Source organism: Streptomyces sp. NPDC014907, from assembly GCF_055562975.1.
The window spans coordinates 526,637-539,636 of the sequence record NZ_JBVHEG010000004.1 but is presented as its reverse complement, the minus strand read 5'-3'; the positions used below and the strand labels follow the sequence as shown (position 1 = coordinate 539,636).

Annotated in this window: 12 protein-coding genes; 9 read left to right on the top strand and 3 right to left on the bottom strand. The window is 76.7% G+C overall.

From position 1 onward, the window contains the following. The first annotated feature begins 210 nt into the window (after positions 1 to 210). The 3 genes from ACZ3IL_RS14655 (at position 211) to ACZ3IL_RS14645 (ending at position 3,862) form a co-directional block, all read left to right on the top strand. On the top strand, positions 211 to 1,422 hold the full coding sequence (locus ACZ3IL_RS14655; RefSeq protein WP_467390185.1) for a sulfite oxidase: 1,212 nt from the start codon (positions 211 to 213) through the stop codon (positions 1,420 to 1,422). 116 nt (positions 1,423 to 1,538) lie between these two features. Continuing rightward, complete coding sequence (locus ACZ3IL_RS14650) at positions 1,539 to 2,807, top strand: aminotransferase class I/II-fold pyridoxal phosphate-dependent enzyme (RefSeq protein ID WP_467390183.1); 1,269 nt, start codon at positions 1,539 to 1,541, stop codon at positions 2,805 to 2,807. 26 nt (positions 2,808 to 2,833) lie between these two features. Next, complete coding sequence (locus ACZ3IL_RS14645; RefSeq protein WP_467390181.1) at positions 2,834 to 3,862, top strand: MBL fold metallo-hydrolase; 1,029 nt, start codon at positions 2,834 to 2,836, stop codon at positions 3,860 to 3,862. Here the strand turns inward: ACZ3IL_RS14645 and ACZ3IL_RS14640 are convergent. Both ACZ3IL_RS14640 and ACZ3IL_RS14635 read right to left on the bottom strand, forming a co-directional pair. Next, entirely contained in the window at positions 3,842 to 4,522 is a 681-nt protein-coding gene (locus ACZ3IL_RS14640) for a DedA family protein (protein WP_467390179.1), read from the bottom strand. The two genes, ACZ3IL_RS14645 and ACZ3IL_RS14640, sit on opposite strands and share 21 nt — an antisense overlap. Further along, positions 4,519 to 5,298: an MBL fold metallo-hydrolase gene (locus tag ACZ3IL_RS14635; protein ID WP_467390177.1), complete on the bottom strand. Its 780-nt coding sequence runs from the start codon at positions 5,296 to 5,298 to the stop codon at positions 4,519 to 4,521. Before ACZ3IL_RS14635 ends, ACZ3IL_RS14640 begins: the two co-directional genes overlap by 4 nt. 155 nt (positions 5,299 to 5,453) lie before the next feature. Between ACZ3IL_RS14635 and ACZ3IL_RS14630 the strand changes: the two genes are divergently transcribed. The 4 genes from ACZ3IL_RS14630 (at position 5,454) to ACZ3IL_RS14615 (ending at position 10,403) form a co-directional block, all read left to right on the top strand. Then, positions 5,454 to 5,858 (top strand): hypothetical protein, encoded by a 405-nt coding sequence (locus tag ACZ3IL_RS14630; protein ID WP_467390175.1) that lies wholly within the window; start codon positions 5,454 to 5,456, stop codon positions 5,856 to 5,858. A gap of 120 nt (positions 5,859 to 5,978) precedes the next feature. Then, complete coding sequence (locus tag ACZ3IL_RS14625) at positions 5,979 to 8,192, top strand: phage holin family protein (RefSeq protein WP_467390173.1); 2,214 nt, start codon at positions 5,979 to 5,981, stop codon at positions 8,190 to 8,192. 65 nt (positions 8,193 to 8,257) lie between these two features. Beyond that, the gene (locus ACZ3IL_RS14620) at positions 8,258 to 9,661 is read left to right on the top strand and encodes an amino acid permease (protein WP_467390171.1); all 1,404 of its coding nucleotides are present in this window, start codon (positions 8,258 to 8,260) and stop codon (positions 9,659 to 9,661) included. A 301-nt stretch (positions 9,662 to 9,962) separates the two neighbouring features. Next, a complete protein-coding gene (locus ACZ3IL_RS14615; protein WP_467390169.1) occupies positions 9,963 to 10,403 on the top strand; it encodes a hypothetical protein in 441 nt (146 codons plus the stop codon). On the opposite strand, the gene ACZ3IL_RS14610 is transcribed toward ACZ3IL_RS14615, so the two are convergent. Then, positions 10,397 to 11,230, bottom strand: coding sequence for a helix-turn-helix domain-containing protein (locus tag ACZ3IL_RS14610; RefSeq protein ID WP_467390167.1), 834 nt, complete (start codon positions 11,228 to 11,230; stop codon positions 10,397 to 10,399). The genes ACZ3IL_RS14615 and ACZ3IL_RS14610 overlap by 7 nt on opposite strands. 99 nt (positions 11,231 to 11,329) lie before the next feature. On the opposite strand from ACZ3IL_RS14610, the gene ACZ3IL_RS14605 reads away from it, so the two are divergent. Together ACZ3IL_RS14605 and ACZ3IL_RS14600 are read left to right on the top strand one after the other, a co-directional pair. Continuing rightward, the gene (locus tag ACZ3IL_RS14605; RefSeq protein ID WP_467390165.1) at positions 11,330 to 11,635 is read left to right on the top strand and encodes a 4a-hydroxytetrahydrobiopterin dehydratase; all 306 of its coding nucleotides are present in this window, start codon (positions 11,330 to 11,332) and stop codon (positions 11,633 to 11,635) included. 372 nt (positions 11,636 to 12,007) lie between these two features. After that, positions 12,008 to 12,943, top strand: a complete 936-nt coding sequence (locus tag ACZ3IL_RS14600) for a class I SAM-dependent methyltransferase (protein ID WP_467390163.1) — start codon at positions 12,008 to 12,010, stop codon at positions 12,941 to 12,943. Positions 12,944 to 13,000 lie beyond the last annotated feature (57 nt).

The following is a 13,000-nucleotide window of genomic DNA, read 5'->3' as shown; positions in this document are numbered from 1 at the left end:
TGACAGGTCTGTGAACGGACCGTCCGAACGTGTTCCCCGCCCCCGGACCGTGTCCGTAGAGTCCCGCCCGGGCCGCGACGCCTTGCGATTCCACGCACCGGACGTCGCGGTCCCTGCCCTCCGGGCGGACGGCGCTCCCTTCCGGACCACGGCCCGGGACCGGCACGCCGCCCGTCCGGCCGTTCCCCCTTCCGTCCGCCGAGGAGTCCCGTGACGTACCCGCCCGTGCCCGCCCGACGCTCCCTGCTGAAGCTGCTCGCCGCGAGCCCGGCGGTGTCCGCCCTCGGCGGGCTCGCCGGCGCGGCCCCCGCGCGGGCGGCGACCGCGGCGGGACCCGCCGCGCCGGGGATCGTCAAGCCGCTCCCCGCCGAGCACTTCACCGTCCGGGGCACCAACGCCGAGGCGCGGTTCGACGCCTTCGCGGACACCGGGTACCTCACCCCCGCCGACCGCTTCTTCGTCCGCAACCACACCTCCACCCCCGTCCTCGACGTCCGCGACTGGCGCCTGACGCTCTGGGGCGACGGCCTGCACGGCCGCCGCCCCGTCCACTTCACCCACGGGCAGCTGCGCGACCTGCCGTCCGTCACCCGGACGGCCCTCATCGAGTGCGCCGGCAACGGCCGCAGCTTCTATGCGAGCCAGCAGGGCGAGGCCGTCACCGGAACCGCCTGGACCCTGGGCGCCGTCGGGGCCGCCCGCTGGCGCGGCGTCCGCCTCGCCGACGTGCTCCGGCGCGCCGGGATCGCCCGCGACGCCGTCGCCGTCCAGCCGCGCGGCCTCGACGACCCGTACGTCTCCGGCGGCGTCGACTTCGGCCGGGTCCGCCGCCCGCTGCCGCTCGCCAAGGCCCTGGACGACGTGATCCTCGCGTACGAGATGAACGGCGAGCCCCTCCCGTACGACCACGGCCACCCCGTCCGGCTCGTCGTGCCCTCCTGGATAGGCATCGCCTCCATCAAGTGGCTCGGCGACATCGAGGTCTCCACCCGCCCGCTCACCTCGCCCTGGTCCACCGACTGGTACCGGCTCTTCGGCGACGCCCACCCCGAGGGGGGCGGCGCCCCGCTCGGCCGCCAGACCCTCAAGTCCGGCTACCATCTCCCCTCCGGCGCCGCCCTGGAGGCCGGCCGCGTCCACCGGCTCACCGGCCGCGCCTGGTCCGCCCTCGCCCCCGTGCGGAAGGTGGAGGTCTCCACCGACGGCGGCGCCCACTGGCGCCCGGCCCGGCTCCACGACGCCCCCCGGCGCGACGGCTGGGTCCGCTGGAGCGCCCCCTGGCGCCCGCACCGCGCCGGCCGGGTCACCCTGCTCTCCCGCACCACCGACGCCGCGGGCCACGTCCAGCCCGAGCGGGCCGTCCACAACACCCAGGGCTACCTCTTCGACGCCGTCGTGCGCCACCCCGTCACCGTCGTCTGAGCCGCCCCGCACCGTCCCCCGGGCCGGCTCCAGAAGCGGCGGAACCGCCCGAACCTCCGTATAAAGGGCATGAGGGTGCCCTGCCCGGCGCCCCGTGCGCTCAGGAGGTACGGGACATGCCGCAGAAGGCTCCGGAAGGCCGCGGACCGGTCCGTTACGGTCCTCCCGCGCCCGACACCGGGCTGCCCGTCCCGTCCGTGCTCACCGCGCTCCTCTCCGCCTCCGCCGGACGCACCGACCCCGAGCCGCCCGGCGGCGGGCCCGTCCTGCGCGAGGCCGCCGCCGGCTACTGGTGGCGCCGGGGCCTGCGCACCCACCCCGAGGACGTGGTGGCCGCCCCCGGCGCCCCCGTCCTGCTCCTGGCCCTGCTCGCGGCCCACGGCGGCGACCTCCTGCTGCCCCGCCCCTGCCCCGCCTGGTGGACCCCGCAGGCGCGGCTCCTCGGCCGGCCCGCGTACCACGTGCCCACCCCCGCCGAGTGCGGCGGCGTCCCCGACCCGTACGCCCTCCTGGAGACCGTCCGGCGGGTCCGCGCCGAGGGCGGCGACCCCCGGGTCCTGCTGCTCTCCGTCGCCGACGACCCCACCGCCACCGTCCCGCCGCCCGAACTCGTCCGCGAGGCCTGCGAGGCCGCCGTCGCGGAGGGCCTCCACGTCGTCAGCGACGAGACCTGGCGCGACACCCTCCACCCCCCGCAGGACACCGTCCTCCTCAGCCCCGCCGAGATGTGCCCGGAGGACGTCACCGTCCTGAGCGACCTCGGCGGCGCCCTCACCCCGGCCGCCTGGCCCTGCGCCGTCGCCCGCTTCCCGCCCGCCGGCCCGGCCCGCGCCGACCGGTGGGCCGACCCCAGGGCCCGCGTCCTCGACGTGCTCACCGCGCTCGGCGCCATCCTCCCCGCCCCCCTGGTGCCCGCCGTCTCCCACGCCCTCGACGAACCCGGGGACGTCACCGGGGACGCCCGGCGCGCGGCCGCCGTCCACGGGCGCCTCGCCGGCGCCGCGCACCGCGCCGTCCTCGCCGCCGGGGGGCTCGCCCTGCCCCCGAGGGCCGGCCGCCACCTCTACGCGGACCTCGGCCCGCTGCGGGCCGGCCTCGCCGCCCGGGGCGTCACCGACGCCCCGGAACTGGAGGGCCACCTCACCGCGCGGCTCGGCGCCCCGGCGCCCGGCGGCCACCGTTTCGGCGACGGGACCGGCGCGCTGCGCGTCAGGTTCAGCACGCGCATGTTCCTGGGGGGCACGGGGGAGGAGCGGTCCGGGGCCCTCGGAGCCGGGGACCCCGTGGAACTCCCCCACGTGGCCCGCGCCCTGACGGACTTCGGCGCGGCCCTGGCGGAGTTCCGGACCCCGGCCGCGCACCGACGCCCCACGGACCCGCCATGAAGCGCCGAACGGAACGGAGCCCGCAGATGACCGAACGGACGGCAAGCGCCACGTACGACCCCCGTCCCGCGACGGTCCCCGCCGCCGCGCCCGCCCTCCATCCCGTCGGACGGCTGCGGCGGGACTGGCCCCGCAGCTTCACCGACCGGCTCACGACGCCCCTGCCCGGTCTCCGGGCCATGGCCCGCTTCGCCCGCGAAGGTGCCGTGCGCCCCCGCCCCGAGGGTCTGCGCGACGTCCCGCTGCTCCCCTTCGAGCCCGGCCCGCTGCCGCCCGCCGGGCCCGGTACCGTCGCCGTCACCTGGGCCGGGCACGCCAGTTGGGTGGTGCGCGTCGGCGGCCTCACCGTCCTCACCGACCCGGTCTGGTCGCGCCGCATCCTCGGCACGCCCGCCCGGCTCACCCCCGTCGGGGTCCGCTGGGAGGACCTGCCGCCCGTCGACGCCGTCGTCATCAGCCACAACCACTTCGACCACCTCGACGCCCCCACCCTGAGGCGGCTGCCCCGGGACACCCCGGTCTTCGTCCCGGCCGGCCTCGGCCGCTGGTTCGCCCGCCGCCGGTTCACCCGGGTGACCGAGCTCGACTGGTGGGAGGCGGCCGAACTCGACGGCGTGCGCTTCGACTTCGTCCCCGCCCACCACTGGTCCAAGCGCACCCTCACGGACACCTGCCGCACCCTGTGGGGCGGCTGGGTGCTCACCGACCGCTCGGGGCACCGCGTGTACTTCGCCGGGGACACGGGCTACGGACACTGGTTCGCCGAGATCGGCCGCCGGTACCCCGGCATCGACCTGGCCCTGCTCCCGATCGGCGCCTACGACCCGCGCTGGTGGCTCAGCGACGTCCACACCGACCCGGAGGAGGCGGTCCGCGCCCACCAGGACCTGGGGGCGAAGAGGATGGCGCCCATGCACTGGGCCACCTTCGCCCTCTCCTCGGAGCCCGTCCTCGAACCGCTCGTCCGGGTCAGAGCCGCCTGGGAGAAGGCCGGACTGCCCCGCGAGGACCTGTGGGACCTGCCGATCGGCGCCTCACGGGTGCTCGTGCCCTGAGGCGCCCGGGGGGTCCGCCGCCCCGCCGCGCGCCGCCCCCCGTACCCGGCGCCACAGCACCGGGACCGCGCCGACGAGCACCGTCAGGCCCACCGCCGCGACGACGCCCTGCCACGGTTCGGGGAAGAGCGAACCGCCCAGGACCCCGATCAGCTGGTACGTCGCCGCCCACGCCAGACAGGCCGTCGCGTCCCCCCGGAGGAAACGGCGCAGCGGCATCTCCGCGAGCAGGCACGCCAGCATCACCGGAATCCGCCCCGCGGGCACCAGCCGGGACAGCACCAGCACCGACACCTGGTGCGTGTCCAGCCGCCGCCGGGCGTGCGCCAGCCGCTCCGGGGTGACCCGGCCGCGCAGCGAGGCCAGCCACCGGGAGCCGCCGCGCGAGTGCACCCCGCGCCGCCCGAGCCAGTACAGCGCCGCGTCCCCGGCGCACGCGGCCGCCGACGCGACCAGGAAGACGAGGAGCAGCGAGAGCGGTGAAGCCCGGTGCAGGGCGACCACCGCCGCCGAGCTGACGATCGCGCCCGTCGGCACCACCGGCACCAGCGCGCCGAGCGCCACGAGGAGGAACAGCGAGGGGTAGCCGACCGCCTGCTGCGTGGACTCCGGCGGCAGCTCCCGCACCGCCGCGAGGACCCGGGCGGCCCCGTCGGTCACCGGGCGACCTCCGGCCGTACCCGTTCGCCGTGGCCGAGCAGGTGGACCACCACCTTCGGCGCGAGGCGCGCCGCGTGACGGACGAACTCGTCCCCGGGGGAGTGGAACTCGTGCGGCCGGACCCCGTCGAGCCCGACCGGCCAGTACGTGCCGTAGTGCACCGGCACCGCCGCCGCCGGGGAGAGTTCCGCCAGGGCTTCGGCGGCCCGGCCCGCGTCCAGGTGGCCCGCCCCCAGGAACGGGCCCCAGCCGCCGACGGGCAGCAGGGCCACGTCCACCGGCCCCACCGCCTCCGCCATGCCGTCGAAGAGCCCGGTGTCCCCGGCGAAGTACGTCCGCGCCCCGCCCTCGACCACGTATCCGAGCGCGGGGGAGCGGTGCGGCCCCACGGGCAGGCGGCGCCCGTCGTGGAGCGCGGGGACGGCCCGTACCGTCACCCCCTCCACCGTCACCTCGTCGCCCGGTTCCACCTCGGTCAGCCGCAGCCCGTTCCGCTCCAGCCGGCGCAGTCCCGGCACGGTGGCGGGCGCCCCGCGCGGCACCAGGAGCCGCGTCCCGGGCGCGAGCCGGGCCAGCGACGGCAGGTGGAGGTGGTCGGAGTGCAGGTGCGAGACGAGGACGGCCTCGGCGGCGGCCGCTCCGGGCGGCGGCAGGGCGCCGCGCCGCCGCCGCAGGTGGGCGAACCGCCGCGCGAACAGCGGATCGGTCAGGAACCGGACCCCGGAGTCCTCGACCGTGCAGGTCGCGTGTCCCCACCAGGTGACCTCCACCGGCATGCCGTCCTCCGTCCCGGGGCCCGGCCGCCGGGCCCGTCGCCGCGGCCGGTCCGTGCCCCTGTGCCTCCGTGTCCCCGTACCCCCGCGACGAGCGTAGACGTCCCGCCCGGGCACCGGGGATGTCCGGGCCCGCCTTCCCGCAGTAGGGTCGGCCCATGGACGACGTCCGGGTGGCGGTGATCGCCAGCCTCACCCCCCTCGAAGAACTCGACAGCGAACCCTTCCTCGTCGACACGCGCGCCCAGTACGCGATGTGCGCCCGCTGGGCCGAGGACAGGGGGTACGCGATCACCCGCCAGCTCCTGTTCTACGGCCTGCGCCCCGACCACGAGGCGCTGTGGGCGGACGTGGAGGCGGGCGCGGTCGACCTCTTCGTGGCCGCCGGCGAACGGGTCCTCGCCCGCGCCCTGACCTCCGTGGACGGCTTCCGCGCCGAGTGCGGGCGGCGCGGGGTGCGGGTGGAGACCGTCTCCCGCGACGAGCCGCCCTACGACGCGGCGGCCAAGGCCGGGGTGCACCGCAGGCTCTCCATGCCCACCGCGGGGTACGACGGGTCCTGACGCGGGCCCGCCCCCCATTCCGCGACCGCCGGCGGACGGGTCCCCGCCCGCGTCCCGGACCGTTCCGGCCGCTGTGACAGGCTGAGGGGAGGCAGGGAACGCGGGAAGGGCGAGGCGGGCGTGGGTGACGGGCGAGGGGGCGGCGCCGGGCGCTGGCGGTCCGCGGGGCGCGCGCTGGGGCGGGTGGCCGGGGTGTGGGCGGCCTCCACGCTCACCCTGCTGGTCCTCGCGGGGCTGCTCCCCGACTTCCAGCTCCAGTCCCCCGACGGGGACACCCTCACGCGGACCGCGCTCACCGCCGCCTGGGCGGCGGGCGCGTTCGGTCTGCTGGGCGCGCTCGTGTGGCCGCTGCTCGTACGGGCCCTGCTGCTCGTCCCGGCCCTGGTCCTCGGCCTGTTCGGCTTCTTCCTCAACGGTTCGCTGCTGCTCGTCGCGCTCCGGCTGACCCCGGACGGGCGCGGCGCCGCCGATCCCGAGACCGCCGTCGTGGTGGCCGCCGTGATGTCGGCCGTCGCCTCCGGCACCTCCACGGCCCTCGCCGTCCGCGACGACGACGCCTACCGCCGCCGCCTCTACCGGCTCACCGGCCGCACCCGGCCCCGCGGCCCCGGAGGCCCGGCGGACGTCACCCCCGGCACGGTCTTCCTCCAGCTCGACGGCGTCGGCCACGACGTGCTGCGGGACGCCGTCGCCGCCGGGCTCATGCCGACCGTCGCGAAGTGGCTGGCGGCCGGCCACCGGCTCACCCCCTGGCGCACCGACTGGTCCAGCCAGACCGGCGCCAGCCAGCTCGGCATCCTGCACGGCTCCAACGAGGACGTGCCCGCCTTCCGCTGGTACGAGAAGGACACCGGCCGGATCATGGTGTCGAACCGGCCCGGCAGCGCCGTCGAACTCCAGCGCCGGGCGGTGCGCCGCACCGGTGACGGCGGGCTCCTCTCCTTCGACGGGGCCTCCCGGGGCAACCTCTTCAGCGGCGGCGCCGAACAGGTCGCCCTGGTCCTCTCGGTGGCCGCCCGGCGCGGCCGGCGCAACCGTTCCCGGGCCGGCTACTTCGCGTACTTCTCCGACCCGGCCAACGCCGTCCGCACCGCCGGATCGTTCGTCGCCGAGTGCGTCCGCGAGATGTGCCAGTCGGCGCGGGCGGGGCTGCGCCGCGAGACCCCCAGGATCTCGCGCGGCGGTACGTACCCCCTGGTCCGCGCCTTCGCGACGGTCGTGGAGCGGGACGTGGTGGTCTCGGCCGTGATGGGCGACGTGCTGGCGGGGCGGACCGTCGTCTACGCCGACCTGGTGGCGTACGACGAGGTGGCGCACCACTCCGGCCCGCGCGGCCGCGACACCGACCAGGTCCTGCGCCGCCTCGACCGCTCGATCGCGCTCGTGGCGACCGTCGCCGAGCACGCCCCGCGTCCGTACCGGATCGTGCTCCTCTCCGACCACGGGCAGAGCCCGGGCGAGACCTTCGAGGCGGCGTACGGCCTGACGCTCAAGGATCTGGTCAGGGCCGGGTGCGGACTGCCCGTGCCGCGCCGGGTGCGGCGCACCCGCAGCGGCTCGGAGGCGCGGGACGCGGCCAGGGACGCGCTGCGGGGCGCGCTGCACCGCCCGCCGGCCGAGGGGGACGAGACGGCCCGGGAGCTGCCCGCCCGGCCCTCCGAGCCGGTGGTCCTCGCCTCGGGGAACCTGGGCCTGATCTCCTTCCCCGACGTGCCGCACCGGATGACCCGGGAGGAGCTGGACCGGCGCCACCCGGCGCTGCTCCGCACCCTCGCGCACCATCCGGGCATCGGCTTCGTGCTCGTGGCGAGCGCCGAGCACGGCTCGGTGGTCCTTGCGGGCGACGGCACGGAGGTCCCGGTCTCCGAGCTCACCGACGACGGGCCGCTGGCCGTGTTCGGGCGGGGCGCGGCGGCGGCCGTGCGGCGCGTGGACGGCTTCCCGCACGTCGCGGACGTCATGGTCAACTCCGCGTACGACCCGGAGACCGGCACCGTGCACGCGTTCGAGGAGCAGATCGGTTCGCACGGCGGTCTCGGCGGCGAGCAGGCGCGCCCCTTCCTGCTCTCGCCGCCGGAACTCTCGCCGCCCGTGGGGGAGGGGGAGGAGCTGGTCGGCGCGGAGCGGGTCCACCGGGTGCTGCGGCGCTGGCTGGAGGAGTCCGGGGGGCCGCAGGTGCCGGTGGAGTCCCCGCCGGAGGGGGCTCGCGCGCCGGAGGGGGTTTGTGAACCGGGGGAGTCCCCGCCGGCGGAGACGGAGATTTCACCGTCCCCGCGCCGTCCGGAATCACATCTTCCGGTTGATGACCCGATTGCGCAGGACGAAAAGCGCTGATTTGGACGCTTGTGCGTCACCGTCGGACCATGACCGGACCTGTACGACGGAAGGCGCACCCCCTCATGAGCACGGCCCCCACGACACCCCAGCGGGCACCGGACCCGGCCCCCGGCGGCGGGACCGGCCCCGAGAGCAGGCACGCCCGGCGCTTCGGCCTCCCGGTCGCGACCGCCCTGGTCATGGGGAACATCATCGGCGGAGGCATCTTCCTGCTGCCCGCCTCCGTCGCCCCCTACGGCACCATCAGCCTCGTCGCCTTCGGCGTCCTCACCCTCGGCGCGATCGCCCTCGCCGTCGTCTTCGGCCGCCTCGCCCGCCGCCTCCCGAAGACCGGCGGCCCCTACGTGTACGCCCGCGAGGCCTTCGGCGACTTCGCCGGATTCCTGACGGCCTGGTCGTACTGGATCACCACCTGGGTCTCCAACGCGGCCCTCGCCGTCGCCGCCGTCGGCTACCTCGACGTCCTGGTGCCCGTCCACGGCTCCAAGGCCGCCACCATCGCCGCCGCGCTCCTCCTCCAGTGGCTCCCGGCCCTCGCCAACCTCGCCGGCACCCGCTACGTGGGCGCCGTCCAGCTCGTGGCCACCGTGCTCAAGTTCCTTCCGCTGCTCCTGGTCGCGATCGGCGGACTGTTCTCCTTCGACAGCGCCAACCTCGGACCCTTCCGGGCGGGGGAGGACAGCGCCCTCGGGGCCGTCTCCGCCTCCGCCGCGATCCTGCTCTTCAGCTACCTCGGCGTCGAGTCGGCCGCCGTCAGCGCCGGCGAGGTCCGCGACCCGCGCCGCAACGTCGGCCGGGCCACCGTCCTCGGCACCCTCGCCGCCGCCGCGCTCTACCTCCTCACCACCCTGTCCGTCTTCGGCACCGTCCCGCACGAACGGCTCGTCTCCTCCACCGCCCCCTTCACGGACGCCGTCGACCTGATGTTCGGCGGCTCCTGGGGCGGCACCGCCGTCGCCTGCATGGCCCTCGTCTCCATGGTCGGCGCCCTCAACGGCTGGACGCTCCTCAGCGCGCAGACCCCGTACGCGGCGGCCCGGGACGGGCTCTTCCCGGCGGTCTTCGCCCGGAAGCGGCGCGGCGTCCCGACCGCGGGCGTCCTCGTGACCGTCGTCCTCGCCTCGCTCCTGACCGTCTACAACTACACGGCCGGCACCGAGGGCGTCTTCGAGATCCTGGTCCTCGTCACCACCTTCACCGCCACCGTCCCCTACCTCCTCTCCACCGCCGCGCAGCTCTACTTCCTGCTCTCCGGCCGGTCCGACCGGGTCCACGGCCCCCGCCTCGCCCGGGACGCCGTCCTCACCCTCGCCGCCTTCGGCTTCTCCCTCTGGCTGGTCGCCGGCTCCGGCTACGCCGCCGTCTACCAGGGCGTGCTGTTCCTCTTCGCGGGAGTGCTCGTGTACGCCTGGATGGCGGCCCGCAGGCAGCGTGCCGCGGCACCGGACGACGTAGCCCGGGACTGATCGCGCCCCGGCCGTGAGTGCGCCCCGGGTGTGAGCGTGCCCCGGCCGTGAGGGCGTCCCAGCCGTGAGTGCGCCCCGGGCGAGGGTGCGTCCCGGTCGTGAGCGCGCTCCGGCTGCGAGCGCGCTCCGGCCGTGCGCGTGTTCCCGGGACGCCGGGGAAAGCGCCCGGGCATTACCTCCGGGGTCATCGACCCGCCCCGCGCCGCCCGGCATGCTCGTGGGCACCGGAACCCGGGCGGCGCACTCCGTCCGGGCTCCGGGTCCACCACCCGCCGCCCGTCCTCCCGGAGGATGATCCGCCATGCCCCGGACCCCGCTCGCCGGTCCCGCCCGCACCGCCCGCCCCCACCTGGCGGTCCGCCGCCTCCTCGCCCTGGACGCCGCCGTCACCGGGGCCAACGGCCTCGCCTACGCCGCCGCCCCGCGCCCCCTCGGGGAACTCCTCGGGGCCGACGCGGGCCTGCTGCTCGGACTCGGCGCGTTCCTGGTCCTGTTCGCCGCCGGGGTCGCCCTGCTCGCGAGCCGCCCGCAGCCCCCGGCGGCCCTCGTGGGGGCCGTCGTCGACGCCAATCTCCTGTGGGTCGTCCTCAGCCTCGTCGCCCTGGCCGTCTGGCTGGAGCCGACCACCGCCGGCCTGGTGTGGACGCCGCTCCAGGCGGCGGCCGTCGGGGGCTTCGCCGCCCTCCAGTGGGCCGCGCTGCGGGCGGCCGGGGACCGGGCCGCCGGACGCCGCCCTCAGTGACCCCCGTCCTCCCCGGAGGCGTCCGCGAGCGACCGCAGGTACGCGGCCGTCCCCGGATCGGCCGGCATGAGCGTCTCGATGGCCAGCTCGGCGACCGTCACGTCCAACGGGGTGTTGAACGTCGAGATCGACGACACGAACGACAGCACCCGTCCGCCGTGCTCGATCCGCAGCGGCAGCGCGACGTACGGATGCGTCTCCGGTTCCGGCTCCTCCGGGACGCTCCCGGTGCCGGGAGGCGACGGGTAGGCCGCCACCTCCTCGTACAGCGCGCGCAGCGAGTCCGAGCGGACCAGGGCCATCTGGCGCTCCATCTGGGACAGCAGGTGGCCCCGCCACTCCGGCAGGTTCCTGATCCGGGGCGCCAGGCCCTCCGGGTGCAGGGCGATCCGCATCGTGTTCAGCGGCGGGACCAGCAGGTGCGCGGGGAGGCCCGACAGCAGCAGCTCGACGCCCCGGTTGGCCGCCACCACCGTGTACGAGCCGTCCACCACGAGCGCCGGGAACGGCTCGTACCCCCTCAGCAGCCGCTCGACGCCCTCCCGCAGCGCCTCCAGGCGCGGGCCGTCGAGCGGGGACTCCGTGTACCGGGGGGCGTACCCGGCGGCGAGCAGCAGCGCGTTCCGCTCCCGCACCGGCACCTCCAGGTGCTCGGCGAGCCGCAGGACCATCTCCTCGCTCGGCCGGGAACGGCCCGTCTCCACGAAGGAGACGTGCCGCGCCGAGGAACCCGCCCGCAGCGCCAGCTCCAGCTGGCTCAGCCGCCGCCGCTCGCGCCAGCGGCGCAACAGCGGTCCCACTCCCGTGTCGCTCACGACCGTCGTCATGACCGGACGGTATCCCAGGGGGAGGCGCGGGTACCTTCCCCCCGGGGACACCGCCCCGCCCGTCCGCCACCGCCCCGCCCGACCGGAGGGAACACCGCCGTGCCCACGCAACCGCTGTCGCAGAAGGAGATCGAGGACCGCCTGCGGGAGCTTCCCGGCTGGTCCGCCGAGGACGGCCGCCTCACCCGCGCCTACCGGCTCGCCGACCACTTCGCGGCGACCGCCCTCGTCGTCCACGTCGCCCAGGTCCAGCAGGAGCTCGACCACCACTCCGACCTCACGCTCGGCTACGACTCCGTCGCCCTCTCCGTGCACACCCACTCCGCCGGAGGCGCCCTCACCGAGAAGGACTTCGAACTCGCCGAACGCGTCGAACGGATCGCCCCGGCCCACGGGGCCCGCTGACCCCTCCGGCAGGGGCCGGACCTCGCCGGCGGGCCCTCTGTCACGGCCGCCTCTGTCACGGCCGCCTCTGTCACGGCGGCCTCCGCCACGGCTGCCTTCGTCACGGTGCCCTCCGCCCCGGCCGCCTTCCGTCACGGCGGCGGACACCGCCCGGCCCACGCCGCGTCCCGGGCGGGGCGTGGGCGGCACGACGGTGCCCCGGGGCGGACGGCGGACGCCGTGGACCGGGGGCGCCCGCCCCATCGGCGCGGACAACGGACGCTGCGGACCGGGGCCCCGCCCCACCGGCGCGCCCGGCGGACGCTCTCCGCCCGCCTTGCCGAACCGGCAATTTTTGTCGCGCTTCCGGCCGCCCCGGCGCACCCTGGAACCATGAGCCAGCATCACGCACCCCACCAGGACCACTCGCACGAAGCGCACGGCGAGGGGCACGGCCACCGGCACGGACACGGCGACCAGGACGGCACCCACCTCGACTGGAACCTGCTCGCCCCGCTCCTGGAGCGGCAGGCGGAGATCGCGACCCCCGCCTACGCGGACGCCGCCGCCTGGCTCGGCACCCTCGTCCCCGCGCAGGGCGTCCGCCGGGTCCTCGACGTCGGCAGCGGGCCGGGCGTCGTCACCACCGTGCTCGCCGAGGCCTTCCCCGCCGCCGAGGCCGTCGCCGTCGACGGCTCCCCCGAACTCCTCGAACGGGCCCTGAAGCGGGCCGGATCACGCGGACTCGGCGCCCGGGTCTCCAGCCTCCACGCCGAACTCCCCGACGACATCGGCTCCCTGGGCAGGGCCGACGTCATCTGGGCGGGCAACTCCCTGCACCACCTGGGCGACCAGGGCGCGGCGCTGAAGGAGTTCGCCGGCCTCCTCGAACCGGGCGGCCTGATGGTCCTCGTCGAGGGCGGCCTGCCCACCCGGCACCTGCCCCGGCACATCGGGATCGGACGGCCCGGCCTGGAGGCCCGGCTCGACGCGGTCCACACCGAATGGTTCGGCAGGATGCGCGCGGACCTCCCCGGCTCCCGGGACGAGCCGGACGACTGGCGGGCGCTCCTCGCCGCCGCCGGCCTCGCCCCGGCCGGCACCCGCACCTTCCTCACCGACCTCCCCGCCCCCGTCTCCCCGGTCGTCCGGGAGCTGGCCGTCGCCCACTACGAGCGCCTGCGGGAAGGCCTCGGCGCCCGGATCGACCCGGACGACAAGGCGACGCTCGACCGGCTCCTCGACCCGGACGACGTCCTGTCCCTGTACCACCGCACGGACCTCTTCCACCTCACGGCCCGCACGGTCCACACCGCCCGCAAGGGCTGACGGCGGAGGGGCGCGCCCCGGACCGGGACGCGCCCCTCGCCGGGGCCCCGGGCCGCA